Source organism: Streptomyces eurythermus, assembly GCF_014649115.1.
Lineage (GTDB): Bacteria > Actinomycetota > Actinomycetes > Streptomycetales > Streptomycetaceae > Streptomyces > Streptomyces eurythermus.
In genome coordinates, this window is the sequence record NZ_BMSK01000008.1 from 39,453 (window position 1) to 63,058 (window position 23,606).

20 protein-coding genes are annotated in these 23,606 nt (G+C 74.3%); 8 read left to right on the plus strand and 12 right to left on the minus strand.

What is annotated here, in order from left to right; all coding sequences use genetic code 11:
- Positions 1–5: 5 nt before the first annotated feature.
- The 3 genes from IE251_RS16515 to IE251_RS16525 all read left to right on the plus strand — a co-directional run bounded on the left by IE251_RS16515 (position 6) and on the right by IE251_RS16525 (position 2,729).
- Positions 6–1,094, plus strand: a complete 1,089-nt coding sequence (locus IE251_RS16515; RefSeq protein ID WP_189753727.1) for an S-(hydroxymethyl)mycothiol dehydrogenase — start codon at positions 6–8, stop codon at positions 1,092–1,094.
- Positions 1,094–1,723, plus strand: coding sequence for an MBL fold metallo-hydrolase (locus tag IE251_RS16520; RefSeq protein WP_189753728.1), 630 nt, complete (start codon positions 1,094–1,096; stop codon positions 1,721–1,723). Before IE251_RS16515 ends, IE251_RS16520 begins: the two co-directional genes overlap by 1 nt.
- Positions 1,724–1,814: 91 nt before the next feature.
- Positions 1,815–2,729, plus strand: coding sequence for an SDR family oxidoreductase (locus IE251_RS16525; RefSeq protein WP_189753729.1), 915 nt, complete (start codon positions 1,815–1,817; stop codon positions 2,727–2,729).
- 72 nt (positions 2,730–2,801) lie between these two features.
- Here IE251_RS16525 and IE251_RS16530 read toward each other — a convergent pair whose 3' ends face one another.
- Positions 2,802–4,187, minus strand: coding sequence for a pyridoxal phosphate-dependent decarboxylase family protein (locus IE251_RS16530; protein WP_189753730.1), 1,386 nt, complete (start codon positions 4,185–4,187; stop codon positions 2,802–2,804).
- A 310-nt stretch (positions 4,188–4,497) separates the two neighbouring features.
- On the opposite strand from IE251_RS16530, the gene IE251_RS16535 reads away from it, so the two are divergent.
- Positions 4,498–5,193, plus strand: coding sequence for a L,D-transpeptidase family protein (locus IE251_RS16535; RefSeq protein ID WP_189753731.1), 696 nt, complete (start codon positions 4,498–4,500; stop codon positions 5,191–5,193).
- 16 nt (positions 5,194–5,209) lie between these two features.
- Here the strand turns inward: IE251_RS16535 and IE251_RS16540 are convergent, their stop codons facing one another.
- Entirely contained in the window at positions 5,210–6,412 is a 1,203-nt protein-coding gene (locus tag IE251_RS16540; protein WP_189753732.1) for a Gfo/Idh/MocA family protein, read from the minus strand.
- A gap of 119 nt (positions 6,413–6,531) precedes the next feature.
- Between IE251_RS16540 and IE251_RS16545 the strand changes: the two genes are divergently transcribed.
- Positions 6,532–6,717: a hypothetical protein gene (locus tag IE251_RS16545; protein ID WP_030607632.1), complete on the plus strand. Its 186-nt coding sequence runs from the start codon at positions 6,532–6,534 to the stop codon at positions 6,715–6,717.
- A gap of 55 nt (positions 6,718–6,772) precedes the next feature.
- Here the strand turns inward: IE251_RS16545 and IE251_RS16550 are convergent, their stop codons facing one another.
- On the minus strand, positions 6,773–8,089 hold the full coding sequence (locus IE251_RS16550) for a S1 family peptidase (protein ID WP_189753733.1): 1,317 nt from the start codon (positions 8,087–8,089) through the stop codon (positions 6,773–6,775).
- A gap of 118 nt (positions 8,090–8,207) precedes the next feature.
- Positions 8,208–9,038, minus strand: coding sequence for an SAM-dependent methyltransferase (locus IE251_RS16555; RefSeq protein WP_189753734.1), 831 nt, complete (start codon positions 9,036–9,038; stop codon positions 8,208–8,210).
- 123 nt (positions 9,039–9,161) lie between these two features.
- Between IE251_RS16555 and IE251_RS16560 the strand changes: the two genes are divergently transcribed.
- Entirely contained in the window at positions 9,162–9,548 is a 387-nt protein-coding gene (locus tag IE251_RS16560) for a PPOX class F420-dependent oxidoreductase (protein WP_030607640.1), read from the plus strand.
- Positions 9,549–9,698: 150 nt separating this feature from the next.
- On the opposite strand, the gene IE251_RS16565 is transcribed toward IE251_RS16560, so the two are convergent.
- From IE251_RS16565 to IE251_RS16575, 3 genes are all read right to left on the minus strand, one after another.
- Positions 9,699–12,467 carry a dienelactone hydrolase family protein gene (locus tag IE251_RS16565; RefSeq protein ID WP_373302017.1) on the minus strand — a complete coding sequence of 923 codons (2,769 nt, stop codon included), beginning with the start codon at positions 12,465–12,467 and terminating at the stop codon, positions 9,699–9,701.
- 317 nt (positions 12,468–12,784) lie between these two features.
- On the minus strand, positions 12,785–13,198 hold the full coding sequence (locus IE251_RS16570; protein WP_030779863.1) for a Zn-ribbon domain-containing OB-fold protein: 414 nt from the start codon (positions 13,196–13,198) through the stop codon (positions 12,785–12,787).
- Positions 13,199–13,370: 172 nt separating this feature from the next.
- A complete protein-coding gene (locus IE251_RS16575) occupies positions 13,371–14,105 on the minus strand; it encodes a TetR family transcriptional regulator (RefSeq protein ID WP_189753736.1) in 735 nt (244 codons plus the stop codon).
- 176 nt (positions 14,106–14,281) lie between these two features.
- Between IE251_RS16575 and IE251_RS16580 the strand changes: the two genes are divergently transcribed.
- Positions 14,282–15,130 (plus strand): ATP-grasp domain-containing protein, encoded by an 849-nt coding sequence (locus IE251_RS16580; protein WP_189753737.1) that lies wholly within the window; start codon positions 14,282–14,284, stop codon positions 15,128–15,130.
- Here IE251_RS16580 and IE251_RS16585 read toward each other — a convergent pair.
- Complete coding sequence (locus tag IE251_RS16585) at positions 15,075–17,525, minus strand: polysaccharide lyase 8 family protein (protein WP_189753738.1); 2,451 nt, start codon at positions 17,523–17,525, stop codon at positions 15,075–15,077. The genes IE251_RS16580 and IE251_RS16585 overlap by 56 nt on opposite strands.
- Before the next feature lie 183 nt (positions 17,526–17,708).
- Between IE251_RS16585 and IE251_RS16590 the strand changes: the two genes are divergently transcribed.
- Positions 17,709–18,239, plus strand: coding sequence for a flavin reductase family protein (locus tag IE251_RS16590; RefSeq protein ID WP_189753739.1), 531 nt, complete (start codon positions 17,709–17,711; stop codon positions 18,237–18,239).
- A 7-nt stretch (positions 18,240–18,246) separates the two neighbouring features.
- Here the strand turns inward: IE251_RS16590 and IE251_RS16595 are convergent, their stop codons facing one another.
- From IE251_RS16595 to IE251_RS16610, 4 genes are all read right to left on the minus strand, one after another.
- Positions 18,247–20,667, minus strand: coding sequence for a SpoIIE family protein phosphatase (locus IE251_RS16595; RefSeq protein WP_189753740.1), 2,421 nt, complete (start codon positions 20,665–20,667; stop codon positions 18,247–18,249).
- A gap of 95 nt (positions 20,668–20,762) precedes the next feature.
- On the minus strand, positions 20,763–21,143 hold the full coding sequence (locus tag IE251_RS16600; RefSeq protein WP_189753741.1) for a hypothetical protein: 381 nt from the start codon (positions 21,141–21,143) through the stop codon (positions 20,763–20,765).
- A gap of 485 nt (positions 21,144–21,628) precedes the next feature.
- A complete protein-coding gene (locus IE251_RS16605) occupies positions 21,629–22,546 on the minus strand; it encodes a MurR/RpiR family transcriptional regulator (RefSeq protein ID WP_189753742.1) in 918 nt (305 codons plus the stop codon).
- 334 nt (positions 22,547–22,880) lie between these two features.
- On the minus strand, positions 22,881–23,546 hold the full coding sequence (locus tag IE251_RS16610; protein ID WP_189753743.1) for a nucleoside/nucleotide kinase family protein: 666 nt from the start codon (positions 23,544–23,546) through the stop codon (positions 22,881–22,883).
- Positions 23,547–23,606: the final 60 nt, after the last annotated feature.

The window sequence follows — 23,606 nt, forward strand, 5'->3', positions numbered from 1 at the left end:
AGGCCATGGCGCAGGAAGTACGCGGCGTTGTCGCACCGGGCAAGAACGAGCCCGTACGGGTCGAGACGATCGTGGTGCCGGACCCGGGACCCGGCGAAGCCGTCGTACGCGTCCAGGCCTGCGGGGTCTGCCACACCGATCTGCACTACAAGCAGGGCGGCATCTCCGACGACTTCCCCTTCCTGCTCGGCCACGAGGCCGCCGGCGTCGTGGAGTCGGTCGGCGAGGGCGTCACCGATGTCGCGCCCGGGGACTTCGTCATCCTCAACTGGCGCGCGGTGTGCGGGCAGTGCCGGGCCTGTCTGCGCGGCCGGCCCTGGTACTGCTTCAACACCCACAACGCCCGGCAGAAGATGACCCTCGCCGCCACCGGCCAGGAACTGTCCCCGGCGCTCGGCATCGGCGCCTTCGCCGAGAAGACGCTCGTCGCGGCCGGCCAGTGCACCAAGGTCGACCCGGCCGTCTCCCCGGCGGTCGCGGGCCTCCTCGGCTGCGGGGTGATGGCCGGCATCGGCGCCGCGATCAACACCGGCGACGTCGGCCGCGGCGACTCGGTCGCCGTCATCGGCTGCGGCGGCGTAGGCGGCGCGGCCATCGCCGGGGCGAACCTGGCCGGCGCGGCCCGCGTCATCGCCGTGGACATCGACGACCGCAAGCTGGCCACGGCCCGCACCCTGGGCGCCACCCACACCGTCAACTCCAAGGAGACCGACCCGGTCGAGGCGATCCGCGAGCTGACCGGCGGCTTCGGCGCCGACGTCGTCATCGAGGCCGTCGGCCGCCCCGAGACCTACCGGCAGGCCTTCTACGCCCGCGACCTGGCCGGCACCGTCGTCCTCGTCGGTGTCCCCACCCCCGACATGAAGCTCGAACTGCCCCTGCTGGACGTCTTCGGCCGCGGCGGCGCCCTGAAGTCGAGCTGGTACGGCGACTGCCTGCCCAGCCGTGACTTCCCGATGCTGATCGACCTGCACCTGCAAGGCCGCCTGCCGCTCGACGCGTTCGTCACCGAGACCGTGGAACTCGACCAGGTGGAGCAGGCGTTCGAGCGGATGCACCACGGCGACGTACTGCGTTCGGTGGTGGTGCTGTGATGACCGCGCGGATCGAACGCCTCGTCACCAGCGGCCAGTTCACCCTGGACGGCGGCACCTGGGACGTGGAGAACAACGTGTGGCTCGTCGGTGACGACCGGGAGGTGATCGTCATCGACGCAGCCCACGACGCCGAGGCCATCGCCCGCGCCGTCGGCGACCGCCGGCTGACCGCCATCGTGTGCACGCACGCCCACAACGACCACGTCAACGCGGCCCCGCGCCTCGCCGACCTGACCGGCGCCACGATCTGGCTGCACCCCGACGACCTGCCGCTGTGGCGGCAGACCCACCCGGACCGCGAACCCGACCGGCACCTCCTCGACGGCCAGGTCATCGAGGCCGCCGGCGCCGACCTCACCGTCCTGCACACCCCCGGACACGCCCCGGGCGCCGTCTGCCTGTACGACCCCGGTCTCGGCACCGTGTTCACCGGCGACACCCTCTTCCAGGGCGGCCCCGGCGCGACCGGACGCTCCTTCTCCCACTTCCCGACCATCATCGACTCCGTCCGCGACCGCCTCCTCACCCTGCCGGCCGGGACCAAGGTCCTCACCGGGCACGGCGACGCCACCACCATCGGCGCGGAGGCCCCGCACCTCCAGGAGTGGATCGACCGCGGGCACTGATCGCGGTTGCCCCCGAAACACCGACAGAAGATGTCCGGTATTCCCGTGAGAGTGGCAGGGCACAGCAGGCACGGCACACGGGAGGCAGGACATGACAGGACCGCTGGACGGCAAGGTGGCGCTGGTCGCCGGAGCGACAAGGGGCGCGGGCCGGGGCATCGCCGTGGAACTCGGCGCGGCCGGCGCCACCGTGTACGTCACCGGCCGCAGCACCCGCGCCCGCCGCTCGGAGTACCACCGCCCCGAGACCATCGAGGACACCGCCGACCTCGTCACCGAGGCCGGCGGCCGGGGCATCGCCGTGGTGGCCGACCACCTCGACCACTCGGCAGTACGGCACCTGGTGGACCGGATCGCGGGGGAACAGGGCCGCCTCGACGTCCTCGTCAACGACATCTGGGGCGGGGAGAACCTCTTCGAGTGGAACGCCCCGGTGTGGGAGCACGACCTCGACAACGGGCTGCGGCTGCTCCGCCTCGCCGTCGAGACCCACGCCGTCACCAGCCACTACGCGCTGCCGCTGCTGCTGCGCCGGCCCGGCGGCCTGGTCGTGGAGGTCACCGACGGCACCGCCGAGTACAACCGCGACACCTACCGCGTGAACTTCTTCTACGACCTCGCCAAGGCGTCCGTCCTGCGCATGGCCTTCGCCCTGGGGCACGAACTCGGGCCGCGCGGCGCGACGGCGGTGGCCCTGACACCGGGCTGGATGCGCTCGGAGATCATGCTCGACGCGTTCGGCGTGCGCGAGGAGAACTGGCGGGACGCCCTGGCACGCGAGCCGCACTTCGCCATCTCCGAGACCCCGCGCTTCACCGGCCGGGCCGTCGCGGCCCTGGCCGCCGACCCGGACGTGGCCCGGTTCAACGGACAGTCCCTCTCCAGCGGCGGCCTGGCGCGGGTGTACGGCTTCACCGACCTCGACGGCAGCCGCCCGGACGCCTGGCGGTACCTGACCGAGGTACAGGACGCGGGCAAACCGGCAGACGTCACCGGGTACCGGTGAACTCCCGGGCGGGGCCGGTGAATCCGGGCCCGCCTCGCTTCCGCACGGCCACGCACAGGAGCTGACGAGACGTCAGAGCGAGGCGGCCAGGACCCGCAGCACCCGGTCGGTGTCCGCCTCGCTGGTCCGCCAGTTGCTGAACGCCGCGCGCAGCCCGGGCACCCCGTCGTACACCGTCGGCGTCACGAACGCCTCCCCGGACGCGGCGACCGCCCGGGCCAGCCGCGCCACCCGTTCCTCGGAGGGGTCCTCGGCGAGCGTGAAGCAGACGACGTTGAGCCGTACCGGGGCCAGTAGGCTGAGGCCCGGCAGCGCCTCGATGCCCGCGCCGAGCCGGCGGGCCAGCGCCACATTGCGCTCCACGATCTCCCGGTGCCCGGTCCGGCCGTAGGCCACCAGCGAGAACCAGGCCGGCAGGGCGCGCAGCCGGCGCGAGTTCTCCGGGGTCAGATGCAGGAACTCCGGTTCACCCGCGGGCAGTCCCAGATACGGCGAGGCGTTGTGGAACACCGCCACCTGCAGATCGCGGCGCCGGGTGAACTGAACGGCCGCGTCATAGGGCACGTTCAGCCACTTGTGCAGGTCCACGCAGACCGAGTCGGCCGCGTCCAGCCCGTCGACCAGCGCCGCGTACCGGGGGCTGAGCGCGGCGAACGCGCCGAACGCCCCGTCCACGTGCAGCCAGAAGTCGTACCGTTCCCTCAGCGCGGCGATCGCCCGCAGATCGTCGAAGTCGACGGTGTTCACGGTGCCGGCGTTCGCGACCACGATCACCGGCCGGCCCGCCCGCTCGGCCAGCGCCGCCTCCAGCGCGGCCACGTCGACCGCCTCCCGCCCGCCCGGCAGCAGCGAAACCCGCCGCAGCCGGTCCCGGCCGAGGCCCAGCACCGACATCGCCTTCGCGACGCTGGAGTGCGGGCTGCCCGAGAGCACGTCCAGCGGACCCAGCGCCGCCGCCCCCTGCCGGGAGACGTCCACGCCGAGCCGTTCGCCCGCCCACTCGCGGCCGATGGCCAGGCCGACCGTGTTCGACATGGTCGCGCCCGTCACGAACGCCCCGCTGTGCTCCGGGCCCAGCCCGAACAGCTCGCGCAGCCATGCCACCGTCTCCCGCTCCAGCTCCTCGGCCCGGGAACCGCCCGCCCCCGACAGGTTCTGGTCGAACGCGGACGTCAGCCAGTCCCCGGCGAGGGACGCGGGTGTCGCCCCGCCGGTGACGAAACCGAGGTAGCGGGGGCCGGCGGAGCCGGAGAAGCCGGGCGCCCACCGCTCGGCGAAACACGCGAGGGCGCCCTCGCCGCCCACCCCCTCGGCCGGCAGCGGCGCCCGCCCCGGCGCCGGGCCGGACGCGGCGACCGGCCGCCCGGCCAGCCCCGCCACCTCCCGGGCGGCGACATCACGGGCGGCCTGCAACAGTTCGGGAAGCCGGGCGAGGTCACCGGCGAGCGTGCGGTCCATGCGCCGCACCCTAGGCCGCGCGGGCCACTCCCGCCCGGTCCGCTTCGCGGCAACCGGACCGGTGCAAGCGGGCACCGCCTCGCCGGCTCCGGCCGCCGCGCACGGCGGCCCCCGGGGACCCGACCCGGGCGGACGAACCGCACAGGGCGTGCGATACGGTCTGAACTTCACCGTTTCGTCACAGCCTGACCGGAACCACAACCATGCCCTCCCCGGCCGGGTCTAGTAGTCCGAGACCGCGGGAATCGAGCTGGGGAGCACCCGGGAGGACCGGGCGAGCAGACCAGGAACCGGAAGGAGAGAGGCCGCCATGGGGGGCATACGCAGACGAGGCGTCGTAGGGCTGGGCGTGACGGGGCTGGTGGCACCGCTCGCGCTCGCCGTCACCGCGGCACCGGCCCAGGCCGCGAGCTGTAGCACGAGCACCGGGCCGTACCAGAAGCAGGTGGAGAAGTTCCTGGGCCGGCCGGTCGACGGCAGGCAGTCCGCCGCCGACTGCACGGCGATCCGGGCGTTCCAGACCAAGCACGGCATCACCCCGGCCATCGGCTACGCCGGTTCGGTCACCTGGGGCGTGATGGACCTGATGAACAAGCAGAAGGCCGTCGGCAACAAGCCGAACAAGGACGGCAAGTGCCCGGTCAACAAGGGCCGGGTCGCCTGTGTGAACCTCACGCTCCAGCTCAGCTGGATCCAGGACGGCAAGAAGCTGGTCTACGGCCCCGTGCCGGTGCGCACCGGCCGTGACCGCTACGAGACCCGCACCGGCCTGAAGAAGATCTACTGGCGGGACATCGACCACGTCTCGAACCTCTACGACGTGCCGATGCCCTACAGCCAGTTCTTCGACGGCGGCCAGGCCTTCCACTCGGTGGGCCTGAGCATGTGGAACCCGCCGGGCTCGCACGGCTGCGTCAACATGACGAAGAAGGACGCCAAGAAGTACTGGTCGCTGCTGCGGAACGGCGACGACGTCTTCGTCTACGGACGCAAGCCGGGCACCTGAGCCCGGGCCGGTCCCGTCAGGCCGCGGGGGCGTCCCCGAAGTCCGGGATCCGAAGCCGTACACCGCCCTGCCGTGCCGACTCGTGCGCGACGATGCCCGGCAGGGTGTAGCGGGCGGCCACCCACGCGTTCACCGGCGGCAGTGTGTGCTGTGCCACGGCGGTGACGAAGTCGTCCGCCAGGAAGTGGTGGCTGCCCTCGTGCCCGTTGGGCAGGTGGTCGAACTCGCGGGGCAGCCGGGACCGGTCGTGCACCGGCGCCGAGCCCGAGGTGAAGGCCGCGCGCAGCTCGGGCGCGACAGCGGCCAGGGACGGGTCGTCGGGCGCGACGGCCCGCTTCGGCTCCAGAAGCTCGGTGATGTCCTCGACGCCGCCGCGGTCCTGCCACAGGGCCACCGTGGCGAGCTGCTCCATGCTGGCCGCGGTCCCGAAGAACCGGAACCGGGACTCGCGCAGGTACGCGGGGTAGCCGACCCGCCGGAACTCGTTGGTGCGGAACGATCCGCCGCCCGCGACCTCGAACAGCGCGGTGGCGTTGGACACGTCGTTGTCGAACATGCTGACCGAGCGGTCGAAGACGCCGTCGTCGCCCTCGTCGCGGACGCCGATCGCCGACACGCTCACCGCGTGCGTCCGCCAGGCCCCGAGCACCCCGCCCACCGAGTGCGTCGGATACAGCAGCGGGGGATAGCTGGCCGTCGCCCGCCAGTTCTCGCCGCCGCTGTACCGGTAGGCGTCGTAGAAGCCCAGGTCCATGTCGTGGACGTAGTCGCCCTCGGCGTAGAACACCCGGCCGAGGGCGCCCTCGGCGATCCGGGCGCGGGCGAACACGGTCGCCGGGTGGTAGTGGCTGGTCTCGCCCATCATGTACGTCAGCCCGGTGGACCGGACGGCGGCGACGATCGCGGCGACCTCCTCGGCGGTGACCGCCATCGGGACGGCCGAGAACACGTGCTTGCCCGCGTTCAGGCCCCGCAGGACCAGCGGGCCGTGGGTCCAGCGCTGGGTGAAGACCGCGACCGCGTCGACGGCCGGTGACTCCAGCATCGCCGCGTACGACGGGAACGTGCCCGCGAGGCCGTGCGCGGCGACGAGGCGCTCGGCGCGCTCGGGCAGGAGATCGGTGACATGGACGTCCCGTACGCCGGGATGGGCGTGGAAGAGCGCGGCGAACCGGCCGGAGAACTGCCCCGCGCCGACGATGCCGAGGGAGAAAGTCATATGGATCACCTTCGCGACGGGAGATTTTATGCGTCAAGAGCAGTGACGTGATGAGCGACACGGTCCGTAATGTCCGTATCGCTCGCACTTACTCACAGCGCCTTCACCTCGATCGGCATATGCTTCACAGCATGTCCACCACTGTTGCAGCCGCCTCCGAGCGATCGGCCGCGGAGGTCAACGAGGAGATCCGGGCCCTGTGGCGCCGGTCGGGCGGGACACTGACCACCGAGCAGCGCGCGGAGTACCAGCGCCTCGTGATGGAGTGGGCCGCCGCGGCCCCGCGGTCGCACCGGGCCGCCTGACCGCCCCCCCGCCCACCGCGCCGTACCGCCTGATCCACCCGCGCCGTACCCGCGGTCAGCTCCAGGTCGCCGAGTAGCGCCGCCGGTACGCCCTGCGGTCCCGCTCGGCCCGCAGGTACCGGGTCGCGGCCAGCGCCACCAGGCTGCCCGCGATGACCAGCAGACCCGGCCCGACGTTCCGGACGTCCGTCAGCCGGGCCGGCAGGGCACGGACCGTGCCCGGGGCCGCCGCGCCCGGGGAGACCATGGGGGAGGAGGCGCCCGCCGGGGCACCGCCGCCCGTGTCACCGGCCGCCCGGACCAGCCGGACACCCAGCGCCGACAGCGCCTTGGTCACCGGCTGGAAGAACGTCGTCCCGCCCGTCGCGCAGTCGCCGTCGCCGCCCGAGGTGACACCGAGTGCGATGCCCTCGGCGAACAGCGGGCCGCCGCTGTCGCCCGGTTCGGCGCACACCGTGGTCTCGACGAGTCCGGTGACCGTCCCCTCCGGGTAGTTGACGGTCGCGTCGAGCGCGGTGACCCGGCCGTCGCGCAGCCCGCTGGTGCTGCCGCTGCGGAACACCCGCTGCCCCACCGCCGGATCGGCCGCCCCGGTGATCCGCACGCCCTTGCCGCCGCCGACCGCCACCACGTCGGCGCCCGCCCCCGCCCTGCCGCCGGAGTACCGCACGAGCGAGAAGTCGCTGCCCGGGAACGCGCTGTCGACCGTGGTGCCGAGCGGCCGGCCGCCCAGGTCGCCGGCGAACCAGACGGCCCCGGCGGGCCCGCAGTGACCGGCCGTGAGGACGAAGTCGGACCGGCCGTCGGTGACGTTGAACCCCGCCGAGCAGCGCCCGCCGGCCGACAGGATCGGCCGGGCGCCGTTCAGCCGCGTGGTGAAGACGCCCTTCGTCCGCTCCATGTGCACGAAACCCCCGAGCCGGTGGGCGACGCGGCCCAGCCGGGACCAGTCACCGGCGGACACCGTGCGGTCGGCCCGTACCACCACCCGGTTGGTCCGGTAGTCCACCGCCCACGCCGTGCCCGGCACCCGCGGCGCCGAACGCAGCGCCGCCGTCGCCGACTTCAGCTCGTCCATGCTGTGCGCGACGGTCTTCGCCCCGGCCCCGGCCCGGCGTACCGCCCGCGCCGCCGCGCCGTCGGTCACCGCCACCACCGGGCGCCCGTCGGCACCGATCCAGCTGCCCGCCGTACGGGCGGTGCCGAGCCGGGCCACCAGCGCCGCACCGGTGTCGCCGGGCCGCCCCGGCCCGGCGGCCGGGGGCTGGTCCGCTCCGGCGGCCCGGGCGACCATCGTGCCTCCCAGGAGGAGTCCGCAGGCCGCCGCCAGGCGTGTCACCCGCCGGACGACCCGTCGTCGTGCGTGCCGCATGCAAGGCTCCCGAAGCCGGACCCGCGACGCCCGGGCGGACACCGCGAGGCCCCCGCCCGGGCGGGGGCCCGCTCCTCCATACGGCGCCCGGCGCGCGGGTGTTCAGCGGCCGCCGGGCTCAGTCCTTGCGGGCCACCCCGCCGAACATGGCGACCTCCGCCGGCTCCGGCCCGTCCGCGGGCTCCGGCCGCCACCGCGAGCAGGACACCAGCCCCGGCTCCAGCAGCTCGAGGCCGTCGAAGAACCGGGCGACATCGGCGGGCGTGCGCTGGGTGAGCTTCGGGGTGCCGTGCTCGTTCCAGAACCGCACCGCCTCGTCCACGTCCGGCATCGACGGGCTGGTGATGGTGTGCGACAGCACCAGATGGCTGCCCGCCGGCAGCCGGTCCGTCAACTGCCGTACCAGGCCGTACGGGTCCTCGTCGTCGCCGATGAAGATGACCACGCCGAGCAGGATCAGCGCCACCGGCCGGCTGAAGTCCAGTGTCCGCGACGCGTGTTCCACGATCGCGTCGACGTTGCGCAGGTCCTCGTCCAGATAGTCGGTACGGCCCTCGGGCGTGCTGGTCAGCAGGGCCCGCGCGTGCGCGAGGACCAGCGGGTCGTTGTCCACGTACACGATCCGCGACTCCGGCGCGACGCGCTGCGCCACCTCGTGCGTGTTGTCGGCCGTGGGCAGCCCGGTACCGATGTCCAGGAACTGCCGGATGCCCACCTCGCCGGCCAGATGGCGCACCGCGCGGCCCAGGAAGAGCCGGTCGGCGCGCGCGTACTCCCCGATGCCCGGGTGCAGTTGGCGGATCCGGTCGCCGGCCTCCCGGTCGACCTCGTAGTTGTCCTTGCCGCCGAGCCAGTAGTTCCAGATCCGGGCGGTGTGCGGCTGGTCGGTGTTGATGCGGGCGCGCAGCGAGGCGGCCACGCCGTTGGCGGCTGCCGGGATGTCGGTCACGTGGGTCAGCTCCTGGAGGACGGGGGACCTCTGACGGGGGATACAGCGTGCGGGACGCAATCTAGCGCCCCGGCCGATCTTCGCCGTCTGGACCCCGGGCCCGGCGGGCGGGAGACTGCGCACATGGATCCCACACGGCTCGCCCGGCTCGGCGCCGGCCCCTACCTGCTGCTGACCAGCTACCGCCGGAACGGCACCCCCGTGGCCACCCCGGTCTGGGTGGTCCGGGACGGGGACACCCTCGGCGTATGGACCGCCGGCGACAGCGGGAAGGTCAAACGGATCCGCCGCCGCCGCGATGTCCTCGTCGGCCCCTGCGACCGGCGCGGCAACCCCACCGGCGACCAGCTGCCCGCCACCGCCGAGATCACCGGCGCCGACACCACCGCCCGCTACCGGAGCCTCATCGCCCGCAAGTACGGCGTCGTCGGCCGCCTCACCCTGCTGGGCAGCCGGCTGCGGCGCGGCCTGGACGGCACGGTCGGCATCCGGGTGACCCTCGGCGAGTGAGGGCCACCCGGGAGGCGGCCACCTGCGCGGCGCCGTGCGTCGGGTCCTTCGGACCTACGGTGCGCCGTGGACCGAGTCCGTCGGTCCCACGGCGCGTCGGGTACCGGTCGCGCAGGGCCCATGACGCGTCGGGCACCGGTCTCGTAGGCGCTACGACGCGTCGAGCACCGATCCCGTCGCCTCCAGGCCGCCGGTGCGCGGCTTGCCGGTCTCGGGGTCGAGCTGCCGGAACCGCACCGACTCGGTGGACTCCCGCACCCCGTCCTTGACCGTGGGCACGGTCAGCTCCACGCTCGTGCGGCCCGCCGGGATGTCCGCCCACAGCCAGAGCCCCGCCACCTTGGACAGCGGTCGCTCGGGATCGGGCTTCTCCCCGGACTGGTCCCGCAGCCAGGTCGCCGGGACGTCCTTGGTGGACAGCTCCGGAGCGGTGGCCGGCGCGAGCCCGAACCAGGCGTCCATGTCCACGTCCACCGGCTCCGACAGCGTCAACCGCCACTTCAGCGACTGCCCCTCGGTCACCTTCGCGGCGACCGGCGTGAGGGTCATCGTGGGCGCCGGGTCGTCGTCGCGCACGGTGAGCCCGCCCCGGTAGGAGCCGACGACCGCGCCGCGGACCGCCTTGACCAGCACATCGTGCGACACATCGGTGCCGTAGCGGGTGTTGCCCCGCACCTCGACCGGGACATCCGCGTCATGACCGCCCGGACGCACCGTCACCAGCCGGTCCGTCGCCCGCCCGGTGACCGGGTCGACGACGTACACCCGGACCTGGCCGCTGCCGCCCCGGCCCGACACCCGCACCGGAACCCGGTAGGTGCGTGTGCCCGAGTCCCCCTCGGCCACGGTCGTCCGGCCGACGTCCACGCGCGGCAGCGCCTCCACGCGCACCGCGGGGGTGCCGGCCCGCCAGCCCCACGCGTCCATCAGCCAGGCCCGCCCGGAAGCCGAACGCGACGTCAGCTCGAGGGACTTGACCGAGCCCAGCTTCAGCCCGGCGCGGCCGGCCGCGGCCAGGGGCACCCGGACCTCCCGCGCCCAGTAGGAGGCGGTCCGCTCGCTGCCGGGCAGCCCGTCCAGCGTGACGCCGCCGAGCTTGGCCTTCTTGCCGGAGGTGTCGGTCAGCGACACGTCCATGCGCGTCCCCCGGGTGTTCGGCGGTACGAACACCCGCAGGGTCAGCGCCGTCGAACCCGACAGCGACACCGGCTTGCCGAGCGTCACCCGGGCGGGGCTGCCGGCGCGCGTCCAGCGCAGCGCCACCGCCTGCCGGCCGGTCTCCCGGTCGGTCTCCCACCGGGCGAAGTGCGGCGAGGCCCCCTTGGTGTTCGCGGCCAGGCAGCCGCGGGCCGGGCTCGGGTCCACCGCGGCGCACAGCTTGCCGCCGGTCACCGACACCCCGCCGTCCGGCAGGAATCCGCCGCTCCGGCGGGCGCCCACCGCGTGACTCAGCACCCGCGCCGGGTCCGCCGACGGCGCCCGCTTGCCGGAGCCGTCCAGCAGCGGCCGCACCCGGTCGTCCCCGGCGAGGAACAGCCGTGCGGCGGCGGCGATGTACGTGCTGCCGGCCCGGTGCTGCCGGTCGGCGGACAGCCGGGTCGCGGCCCGCTTGCCGCACACCGGGTCGGGGTGGCGCGGCTCGTCGTAGAAGTCGTCCTCGGCCGGCGCCGCCGCCTGGCCCGGCGTCCACTCCGAGTTGAAGAAGTTGTGGTTGGCGCCGATCACATACACGGCGCTGTGCAGCGCGCTGCCGTTGCCGACCGCGCGTGTGCCGTCGACGTACACCTCGCCCTGGAGGTCGGAGACGTCACCGTCGCAGCCCGGCAGGATGGTCACCGACGGCACGTCCGGCACCGGGTTCTGCCCGAAGACGGTCGGGCCGATGAGAACGGTGCCCCGGACGGTCCAGCGCACCCGCCCGTGGTAACCGTCCTGGTCGGCGGGCGGCGGGGCCAGGCTGTCCAGCGCGGCCCGGTTGACGCCCTCGCCGCCCCGGGAGTGCCCGACCAGCAGCACCTTCGACAGATCGGCGCGGGGTGCCTCACGGACCGCCTGCGGCGCCGTCCGGGGGTTCTCGGCCCAGTCGGCCCACCGGGCCAGGTGCAGCCGCACCAGCGACGACCGGGCCTGCGCGCCGCCGTCCTCGGCCGCGTAGTCCTGCCCGTTGATGCCGTTGGCGGCGATGGACACGGTCACATAGCCCTGGGAGGCGAGCAGTCGCTGGTCGCGCAGATAGCCGCGGTGGCTCGGTATCGGCTCGGTGCCCGCCTTGCAGGGCCAGTCGCCGGTGACCTCACTGCGGCCCTTGTAGCACGTGGCGTGACGGCCGTGCAGGAACAGCGCGACGGGCCGCTTGCCGGACGCGCCGACCGGCGCGACGACCACCGCGCGCATCTCCACCGGCTCCGGGAAGCCGGGCAGCCGGACCGGATTCAGCGCGTACTCGCCGGTTCTGGTGCGGTAGCCGCCGGGCTTGCCCGGGTCCACGGCGTTCGCCGGCAGCGGGGCGGGCGGCTGGACCGCCGGCGCGGCGCCCCGCGCTTCCCGCGCGTCCAGCCGCCGCCCGCCGGACCAGACCTCCAGCCCGCCCGGCCGCGCGCCCGGCAGGATTCCGCGCAGCTCCGTCAACCGCCGTTCACCGAGCGGCAGTCGGAAGGTGTGGCCGTCCGCCGCCGGCCGTGGCACGCCCAACAGGCGTCCTCCGGCCCGGAATTCGACCCGCGCGTCACCCATCGGCACCGGCCGGTCGGACCGCCACACCAGCTGCGGCGCCGAGCCGCCGCCGGCCAGCCGCCATCCCGGCGGCAGCGGCGTGCCGTCCCGGACCGCCGACACCCCGTCGACGCCTCCTGGTGGGGAGTCGGCGAGCGCCACCCCCGGGGATGCCCCGGCCACCGCGAGCAACGCGGCGGCCACCACCCCAATGTGCCGGGCACGGACCACTGTTCCTCCTTGAACCCCGACCTCGGACGTCCGGGCGGGACCCGGATGCCCCTTCGCCCGGGGAGGATGGAAGACGGAGGCTGTGGGTTGCCTGTGCGCGGCGGGTGATGGATCACATCACGGCTCCGGGCCACAGGGCCCCGCACCACGCGACCGGGCGGCCGGCGCGCGTGACGGGGCGCTGGCGTTCGCCGTCGGGCTTGCCGTCGGTCAGGTGTTCGCGGCCGGACGTCCCGTGGCGGTACGGGGCGTGATCCCGGCGCCGTGGAGCCGCCGAGACATCCGTACGGCGGTCAGGTCCAGGCCCGGTACGGCTCGTCCACCAGCTGGAAGACCGGTTCACCGCGCACCGGGTCCTTGGCGGTGGACAGCCGGACCCGGTCGCCGCTGTGGATGCCGACCGGCGGGCCCATGACCCGGCCGCGGACGACGAAGCCCTCGGCCATCTCCACCAGCGACACATTGCGTGCCGCGGGGGTGTTGCGGTGCACCACGGTGGAGTGGCGGACCGTGCCGACCCCCTCGCTGCGCTCGGTGCGCAGCTCGCTGCCCTGGCACACCGGACACAGCAGCCGGTGGTACATCGCGGTGCCGCACCAGGTGCAGCGCTGGAAGAGGAGGGCGTCCCGGGAGTCGGCGGCGGGGTCGAGAACACCCGTCGCGGAACCGGCCGCCGGCCCCGAGGTGCTTGCTGAGTGGTGGTACACGCTGGTCACTCCCTGCGCTCGGCCGGAAACCCGCGTGCCCGGGGGCGGACCGGGCACACGTGTGCACGGTCGGCGTGCCACCGTGCACGCCGTCAGCGTATGGCACTGAGTGTCACTCGTAAAGGCACTGCGTACCCCTAAAATCAGCCACCCGCGCGCGCCAGGGGGCCGGTCAGGGGCGGTCGAGGACCGTCTCCAGCTCCTGCACCACCCGCCACAGCGGGGCGTCCCGGCGGGAGACCAGCACCACCACGTCCCCGCCCGGTCCCGGCTCGGCACCGGCCGGGCCGCTCCAGAGGGCCGGGGCGTCCGCCGGCCGCGCGTATGTCATCTGCACATACGCCAGCGCGTGGTCCACGGCCGCGCCCGCGTCGCCCACGCCGTCCGACCGCAGCCAGGAACGCAGGGCGTTGTTGTGCGCGGCGACCACCGCCGCCGCGATCACATCGGCGCGCAGCGTCCCGTCGGGCCGCCCCGCGAACCGCCCGCGCAGGTACTCGGCGAGCGCCCGCTCGTAGCGCCACACCACCGACAGCTCGTAGGCGCGCAGCCCCGGCACCTGGCGGGTGAGGCGGTAGCGCTGCACGGAGAAGGCCGGGTTCTCGGCGTACATCCGCAGCACCAGCCGGGCCGCGTCGCACACCCGCCGCACCGGCTCGTGCTCGGGGCCGCTCGCCGCGAGGAAGGCGGTCATGTCGGCCAGGCAGCCCTCGTGGTCGGGGAAGACCACGTCCTCCTTGGAGGGGAAGTAACGGAAGAACGAACGCCGGCCGACCCCGGCCAGGGCCACGATGTCGTCCACCGTGGTCTGTTCGAACCCGCGCTCGAGGAAGAGCCGGAAGGCCGCCGCCACCAGGGCGTCCCGGATCGGCGGCTTCGCGGCCGGCACCGCGCTGCTGGAGCTCATGGACGGGAACGTAGCACCCATCCGCTTCTCCTGGCACTGAGTGCAGTGCGAGTGTCGGCTGAGGGTACTGAGTGTCGCATCCTCGGCACCGAGGGGCGGACGAAGGGGTCCGCACCCTGCGACGTAGCCTTTCCCCAACGCTCGCCGGCCCCGCCCCCGCCCCTCAGGAGACCCCCATGCCCGCCGCACGACCCCGCCTGCTGTACGTCACCGACCTGGCGTACCAGGCCCGCGGGCGCCGCTACTGCGACGAGGACATCCACCTGACCTCACGGCTGCGTTCCCACTTCGACCTGGCGCTGTGTCATCCGCTGGACGCGGCGGCCCTGATGGACGGCTTCGACGCCGTCGTGGTGCGCAACAGCGGGCCCGTCCTCGGCCACCAGCGGGAGTACGACGCCTTCCGCGCCCGGGCGCTCGCCGCCGGCACCCGTGTCTACAACCCGCTCACCGGGAAGGCGGACATGGCCGGCAAGCAGTACCTGCTCGACCTGACCGCCGCCGGGTTCCCCGTGATACCGACCGTCGACCGCGCCGCGGACCTGTCCGTGCTGCCGGCCGCCGAACGGTACGTGGTCAAGCCGAAGCTGGGCGCCGACTCCCTCGGCCTGCGGATCGTGCCCGCCGCGGAACTGGGCGCGCTCGCCACCGGCGACGTCCTCATCCAGCCCTGCGTCGACTTCGCCTACGAGGTGTCCTTCTACTTCGTGGACGACGACTTCCAGTACGCCCTGTACGCCCCCGATCCCGCGCGCCGCTGGGAGCTGGAGCCGTACCCGGCCACCGCCGCCGACCTGGAGTTCGCGCGCCGCTTCATCGACTGGAACGCCCTCGGCTGCGGCATCCAGCGCGTCGACGCCTGCCGCGCGCCCGACGGTGGTCTGCTGCTGGTCGAACTCGAGGACCTCAACCCCTACTTGTCCCTGGACGCGCTGCCGGAGCGGGACCGGGACGGCTTCGTCGCCGCGTTCACGGCGTCCCTGAGCCGGTTCGTGCGCGCGGAAGTCGGCCCAGCCCGACCGTGACTTGCTGCCCGGCCCCCGCCGTGCCGGACAGATCCCCGAACGTCAGGGTCAGTTCGGCCCCGGTGGCCGCGGCGACGAGGGTGGCCGGCGCGGACATCACCGCGCCGACCGCCCGCCGCCAGGTCACCGTCAGGCCGGTGCGCATGCGCATCGGGTCGCTCACCACGATCACCGCCGTGCCGTCGGCCTTCTCGCAGACCACCACGCAGCACGGATCGCTCGCGGTGAGCGCGCCGGCCGTGCCGCCGAACCAGAAGTTGACCCCGGTGAACCCGGCCGACGGCACCGAGACACCCTGGACGCGGTTGGAGTTGGCGAGCACGCCCAGCCACCCGGCGTCGGCCGCCCGCGCCCGGGTGGCCTCCGCCGTCGCGCCCGGCAGCAGCACATAGGCGTACCCGGCGTCCGCCGGGTCGGTGCCGTGGTCGAGGTACAGGGTCTGATAGGTACGGGTCAGGACGGCCGTCGAGCCGCCCTTGTTGATCTGGCTCCAGCTGCCGTCGCGGGCCTCGCGCAGCGCCCGTACCGTCGCCCCGCCCGGGAACACATATCCGCCGTGCCCGCCGAGGTGCGCCCACTCCGCCCCGGTGAGCGTCCGGGACCACGGGGCGCCGGCGGACTCCACCGTGCCGTCCGCCGTGAACGGGGCGTCGCCCGCGGCACCGAGGTTGCGGTTGTCCACCGTCGTCTCCACGGCGGTGCCGTCGCCGCACGTGATGCCCGCGCCGAGACACACCACCGCGTCGTCCAGGAAGAACCACGACTTCTTGGCCCGCAGCGACGACTGGAAACCCTTCAGGTACTGGCCGACCGCCGCCCGCTGCCCGTCGGTCGCGCCGCCCACCCAGTGCACGTCGGGCTTGACCGCGCCCCAGTCGCCGCCCGCCCCGTCCGCCAGCGCCTTCCGGGAGACCGTCGTACCCGGCAGCCGGTAGGGGTCGACGGTCGGCCAGAAGGCGTCGCCGTACTGGTCGCCGCCGAACGTGGCGCCCCACCAGTACAGCATCCCGGAACCGGTGTGCCAGCCGCGCAGGTTCTCGCCGTCGCCCGTCTCGTAGTGGGTGATCCTGCGGTCGGCCATGCTCAGCGACGCCGCCCAGCCGGGCCGGCGGTGGGTGGCCCGGGCCATGCACGGGAACAGCCGGTGCCCCGTCGGCTCGGGCACCGCCGGCACCGACGCGTCGTCCTGGACGCCCTTCAGCCGGGCCAGGTGCGGCACGCTCAGCGTCGGGTCGGCGAGCGGCGGGCTGGTGCGGTCGCGCTCCGTCCAGCCCTTCACCAGACCCCGCCAGCGGGCGTTCTCGGCCGCGCTCGCGCCCTGCCCGAGCAGCACGATCGCGGCGAGGACCGCGTGTCCGCGCGTGTGGTCGTCCTGCTGGAGACGGGCACCGGCCGCGCGCCCCCGGCTGATCGCCCGGCCCGAGACGCCGTCCATGACCAGCCCGTTGTACACGAACGGCGCCCAGGTCCGCTCCACCGCGTCGAACACATGCCGCCGGCCGGGATCCGTCACCTCCCAGCTCGAGCCCGCCAGCAGCGCGAACAGCAGGCCCAGCCCGCCGAGCAGCACCGAGCCGTAGGAGCCCGTGTACGGCACCGACCGGTGCTGGACGAAGGAGCCGTCGGCGTACAGACCGTCGCCGGAGGTGACGTACCGGAAGACGGGGGAGAGGGCGTCCCGGGCGAGGGCCACCTTGCCGGGGTCCGCCCCGACCACCCCGCGCAGCGCCAGCACCCGGCACAGGTCCACCCGGTTGGCGCCGGTGCTGCTCCCGGTGTAGTCCGCCACGACCGAGTCGGGCACGAAGTGGTCCACCGCGGTGAGGAAACCCGCCCGCCGCGCGGCCGGCAGCGCGTCGTACAGCAGCACGCACAGGTCCAGCAGGGCCTGCGGGATGCCGATCTGCCAGTTGTACCAGTTGCCGTACGGCACCCGGCCGGCGTGGTAGACGTCGTCGTGGAGGTGGCCGAGCCCGGTGAGGAGCGCGTCGCGCACCCGCGGGGCGCCGGTCAGACCGGTGCCCGGCTGGCAGTAGGCCTGCGCGAGCGTGCTCAGCCGCGCGTAACTGCTGTCCAGGCGGGACGAGAAGTCGTACGACGCCTGGTCGCTGTCCGGCTCCCCGTCCGCGTACACCAGGTCGGGCCAGAGGGAGCCGGCGGCCGGGGCCATGGTGGCGAGGTACCGGCCGGCCGTGCCGCCCAGGTCGGCGAGCCGGGACCGGAAGGGTTCGGCGGCGGGGTCGAAGCCCTCGCCGAGGATCAGCGCGCGCCACCTCGCCCGGAGCGCCGGGAACTCGTCCGGCGCGGTGAACGCCCAGGCGGTGCCGAGGCCCAGCGCGGCGGCGGTGCCGGAACCGGCGGCCAGGAAGGAACGGCGTGACCAGCGAGACGTCATGATGGCGCTTTTAGCACGAGGGCGGTCGTCTCCGGGGACGACACGCGTCGCCCGCCGCGGCCGCGCACCGGCTCCGGCTCCGGCGACGATTCGGGAGCGGAACGCGGGGCACACCGCCAGCAGGAACCACACCCCGGCCGGCCGAACGGGCCGGACCGGGCGGCGACGGACGGAGCGGAACACATGGGCGACGACAGCGGCACGGAGTACGCGGACGGCGCGCCGGTGGCGCGCGCGGGGGATCTCGACGGCTTCTTCGACCGGCTTGACCCCGACATGTGCGTGGTCACCGCCGTGGCGGGCGGTGAGCGCGCCGGATGCCTGGTGGGCTTCGCCTCGCAGTGCTCCATCCGGCCGCCCCGGTTCGTCGTGTGGCTGTCCAAGGCCAACCACACCTACCGTGTCGCCCGTGCCGCGCGGCACCTCGCCGTCCATCTGCTCACCCGCGACCAGCGGGACCTCGCCGAACGCTTCGGCGGCCGGACCGGCGACGAGGTGGACAAGTTCGAGGGGCTCGCCTGGCGGGAGGGGCCCGCCGGCGCCGCCGTGCTGGACGGGGTGGCGGCCTGGTTCGTCGGCACCGTCGTACACCGCGTCGACGGCGGCGACCACGTCGGCCATGTGCTCGACCCCGTCCAGTGGGGCGAGGGCCGGCCGGGCCCCCTCCTGCGGCTCTCCGACGCCGCCACCATCGAGGCGGGCCACCCCGCCTGAGCCGTGGCTAGGCGTCCGTCACCGAAGGCGTCGCCGTCGCGTCATGCACCTCGTCCCGCGGCATCCGGATGTCCAGCACGCACACGTCGTCCCGCCGTTCGTCCGCGAGCATCGCCGCGAGCAGCGCGTCCAGCGAGCCGGACTCGCCGCAGCCGTGTGCCCGCACCGCCTCCGCCAGCCGGGCGAAGCCCGCGTCGAGGCCCTCGCCGGGGCGCTCGACCAGACCGTCGGTGTACAGCAGCAGCCGGTCACCGGGTTCCAGCCGCAGTTCCAGCGACTCGTAGACGGGGGCGGCCGTCGCGCCGAGCAGCATGCCACCGGGGCGGTCGAGGAGGCGCACCTCGCCCCCGCGCACCAGCAGCGGCGGCGGGTGCCCGGCCTGGGCCCAGGCCAGCACGCGCCGGACGGGGTCGTAGCGGGCCAGGACCATGGTGGCGGTGATCTGGCCGTCCCGGGAGTGCAGCAGCAGCCGGTTGAGCCGCGCCAGGGCCCCGGTGAGCGAGGAGCCGGTGCTGACCATGCCCTTCGCGGTGAACCGGAGCTGGGCCATGGTGGCGACGGCGTCGATGCCGTGGCCCGCCACGTCACCGACCACGAACAGCGCGTCGCTGTCGGGCAGTTCGATGGCGCTGAACCAGTCACCGCCGACGTGGATGCCGGCCTGCGCGGGCAGATAGGCCACCTCGACGCGCAGCCCGGCCAGCCGCACCGGCTTGCTGGGCAGCGGCAGCAGGGCGTGCTGGAGCCGGGCCGCCAGGGCGCGTTCGGCCTCCAGGGTGCCGCGCTGGAGCAGCATCTCGCGCTCGCTCTCCACCAGTGCGAGCTCCGCGCTGCGCTGCGCGGTCAGGTCCTGGACGAAGCCGTGCACCTCGACCGGGGTGCCGTCGGGCGCCGTGACCGCCTCCGCGACCATCCGCAGATGCCGCACGCCCATGGCCGTCCCGGTCCGGAACGGCACGTCGAGGGGGTGCCCGCGCGAGACGAGGCCGGCGATCGCCCGGGCCAGCGGCCGGGTGTCCTCCGGCTGGGCCAGCTCGGGCAGCCGTTCCAGCGGCAGCGGCGGCCGGTCGGCGCGCAGACCGAGCACGGTGTAGGTCTGCGCGGCCCAGGCGATCTCACCGGTGAGCAGGTTCCAGTTCGCCCAGCCGAGGTTGCCCAGCCGCTGCACATCGGACAGCCGCTGCTCCTGCCGGTCCACCGGGTCGTAGCGCAGCCAGGTCACCACCAGGCCCTCGCCCAGCGGCGCGGCCCGGACCGTGTAGGTGGCGGTCGCCGGCGCCGGGACGCCCGCGTCCCGGTAGGCGAACGGCTCGCTCTCGTACGGCACCCCTGTCTCCAGCGCCCGCAGACAGCCCCGCCACAGGGGAGCGCCCGCGACCGCCGGGTAGTTCGCCAGGAGATGCCTGCCGACCAGGTCCCGGCCGGTCCGGCCGAACACGTTGGTCGCCTCCGGGGTGGCGGCGGCGATCCGGTAGTCCGTCACCTCGCCGGAGGCCGCGCGCAGCGGGGTCAGCAGCACCGCCTGGCCCGGCAGCGCGTCGAACACCGCCTGCACGGTCCCCGAGACGTCCCCGGCCCCGGCGTCGCGCGGGCTGTCGAAGGCGCGCAGCCGGCCCGCGCACAGCCGCGCCACGGACCGCAGCAGCTCCCGCTCGCGCGGCGTGAACGGCGCGTCGCGCCGGCGCAGCACCCCGAGGGCGACCCGCGCGGTGTCGCCCTCGGGCACGGGCAGCCAGGCCCGGGTCAGCCACCGTTCCGGCGGCGGCCCGATGAGCAGGTAGCGCGCGCTGTCCTCGGCGGGATGCTCCAGCCAGCGCGGCCGCCCGGACCGCAACGTCTCCAGCGCCGGCAGGCCGGGCACCGGTGGGACGTGCCTCCACTGGGCGGCGAGGGCGGCCTCGACACCGGCGTGGCCGATCAGAGCGAGCCCGTCCTCGGGCAGCCGTTCGTACAGCAGTACGGCGTCGGCGGCCACCTCGGGCGCCAGACGGTCCAGCAGACAGCCGGCCAGCTCGTGCGGCGAGCCGACCCGGACCAGGGCCCGGCCGAGGGCCTCCAGCGCCGCCGCGGAATCCCCGGTGCCCACGGACGCGCTCTCCCCGGCACCGGTACCGGCGGACACGGGCGGGGGCGCCGGCTGGGCGGGCCGCTCCCTGGGCGGCGGCAGCGCGCCGAGGGTCAGCCAGCACTGTTCCAGGAGCGAGCGGTTGCCGTCCTTGGCCCGCCGCAGGAGTTCCTCGTGAGCGGTGTCCGGCGCGCAGCCGGTGACGGCCATCAGCATGCCCTTGGCCCGCTCCAGGACGGCCGTGGTGGCGGCCAGGTCCCGCAGCCGTTCCAGCTCGGCGCGCTGCCGGGCCACGACGTCGGCCGGTGCCGCCGGCCCGGGACCGGTGGCGGGGTCGCCCGGAAGCAAAGGCTCGCTCGTCACGCGACGAGCATCGCACACCGGGCCGGTCCGATCACTCGTCTGCCGGGTCACGGTTCCGAGGACTGTCGTACGAGCTGTCCGGCAGGCCGGTGGGGTCAGCGGGCGGTGCCGCGGGCGGCCAGGGCCGCGCTGACCGCGCGGACGCTGCGTGCGATGTGCTGGAGCTGGAGTACCTCGGCGGCGTACAGCTTGATCGTGTGTTCGATCACCGATTCGGGCAGTCCGAGCACCGGCAGCTCGGTCCGTGCCGTCTGCAGGGCGGTCCGGGCGACCCGGATCTCCTGCTGTACCTGGATCTGCGCGTGCCGGGCGAGCAGGACCGGGTGCCGGATGAGAGCCGGGTAGCCGGCGTAGCGCGCGGGGACCAGCTCGCGCAGCCACTTGACCGCCGAGCGCTCCCAGTCGTAGCTGCCCGGCGTCTTGACCTGACAGGGCCAGTCTGGGCTGATGCGCGTGCTGGTCAGGGGCATGATCATCGCTTCCGGTGGGCGGCTTGGGGAAGGGGGCCGGCGTCGGGAGGAGGGCCGGTGCCGGGAGGGTGGGGCCGACGGGGGCGGGGCGGCCCCGGCCTAGGGGATGACCGGGGCCGCCACGGGCGCGTCGCGCAGACGACGCGCCCCGGCACACCCCGGGCGCCGCCGTGGGAAGGGAGCGGCGGCGGGGGGTGTCCGTGGGGGAGCCCCGGGTGCGGGGGACCGGCGCGGTGAGCGGGGGTGCGTGCGCATGGGCGGTCCGTCGGCTCTCTCGGGGCGGTGTGCGTGCGGAGCAGTATTTATATATGCGGGGAGCTTGGCAAGACGTATGAAAACATTCATGCGCTGTATGCGGTGAATCATCCCCGTCCCGCAGGCCGACGACCGCAAGATCTTCACGAATGACCGGCGCGCGCGGCAGGAACGGCCGTTCGCTCGCCGGCCGGTCCCACGGGAACCTCCGGTGACCGGTCGGTCCCGGAGACCGGTCAGTCCCGCAGGAAGAACTGGTGCTGCTCCGACAGCTGCTCGTACTTCTCCAGCCGGGCCTGGGTACGCTCCGGATCGGCGTCCGTCATGGCCTGGAGCAGCGCCGCCGCCAGCACCCCGGGCGCGGCATAGGAGTCGAACACCAGCCGGGAACCGGTACCGGTGGCGAAGGTGACGTCGGCCTCGTCGGCCAGCGGCCCCAGCGCCAGGTCCGTCACCAGGGCGACCTTCAGGCCCGCGTCCCGCGCCACCCGCACCGCTTGCAGCGTCTCCTGGGAGTGCCGGGGCATCGCGAAGGCCAGCACCCAGTCGCCGCCCGCCTCCCGGGCCTGGAGCAGCGCGTCGTAGGCCACGCTGCCGCCGCGGGTCACCAGCCGCACGTCCGGGTGGATCCGGCGGGCGGCGTACCCGAAGTACTCGGCTAGGGACACCGAGATGCGCAGCCCCAGCACGGTCAGCGGGGTGGAGCGGGACAGCTCGCGGCCGACCCGGATGACCCGGTCGGGGTCGGCGAGGTCGCGCCGCAGGTTCTCCAGGTTCGTGATCTCGGCGTCCACGGCCGCCTGGAGTTCATTGGCCCGGTCCTCCTCGCCGGGCCCGCCCGCGAGGCTGCTGAGCGCGATCGACTGGAGCCGCTCCCGCAGCGCGGGGTAGCCGCTGAAGCCGACGGCGGCGGCGAAGCGGGTGACGGAGGGCTGGCTGACCCCGACCCGGTCGGCCAGCTCGGTGATCGACAGGAAGGCGGCCTCGGTGAGGTGCTCGATCAGGTACTGGGCGATCCGCCGCTGCCCCGGCGACAGACGCGGCCCGTCGAACAGTTCCCGCAGCCGGGAGGTCGGGGCGGCCTCGGTCCCGGGGGCGGTCCGGCCCGACGTGATCGCTGACGCCTGTGCGCGTGCCTGCTGCGGCGAGGGCACTGGTCGGCCTCCTTTGTCTGCCCGATCACTCAACATAGCTCACCGCGCCCCGCGACCAGGGGACCGAGACGGGGCCCTCACCAGCGGCACGGCGGAGGGAACACCCGACGGCGGCGCGGACGCAAGGGGCGGAGCCCCGGACCCCGGATACGCCCGACGGGTGGGCGCGGAACCTCGGCACCCCCGGGTACGCGCCGCTGGACCTCGGACCCCGTACGTGTAGGTGGGAGCCGGGCCGCGGCGTCGCCGATTCCCGCACGGCACCCCGGTGGCGCCAGGTTCCGCAAGGCACCCGGCGACGCCGGTTTCCGTAAGACCCCGCGGGGAATCCGTGTCAGTTCCCGCCAGGCAGCGCGGCCGCCGGTACCACCAGGTCCGCCCGCTCCCGGGTCGACGCGACCAGGTCGGCGTTGCGCTGGTCCGTGCCGAGCACCCAGGCCACGGCCGCCGCGTGCTCCTTGCCGAACTCCTCGTGCCGGGCGACCAGTCGGCGGATGCGCTCCGCCTCGTCGATCTCGCAGAACCACACCTCGTCCAGGCACGGCCGCACCCGCGCCCACGAACCCTCGGTCAGCAGCAGGTAGTTGCCCTCGGTCACGACCAGGCGGGCCTCGGGCGGCACCGGGATCGCGCCCGCCAGCGGCTGTTCCAGGACCCGCTCGAACCCCGGCGCGTACACCACCTCGTCGCTCTCCTCGCGCAGCCGTCGCAGCAGCGCCGCGTACCCGCCCGCGTCGAAGGTGTCCGGGGCGCCCTTGCGGTCCCGGCGGCCCAGCCGGTCCAGTTCGGCGTCGGCGAGGTGGAACCCGTCCATCGGCACATGCGCGGCCCACCGCGGTCCGTCGCCGTTCAGGGCGTCCACCAACCGCTCGGCGAGGGTCGTCTTGCCCGCGCCGGGGCCGCCCGCTATGCCGAGCAGGGCGCGCCGGCCGTCCCGGGGCAGGGCGCGGGCCCGGGCGAGGAGGTCGTCGAAGGTCCGCGGTACACGGTCGCTGGTCACAGGCACACCGGAAAGTGTGTCACCACCCGTCCGTGGCACGTGTGGTGCGCGCCACCCACT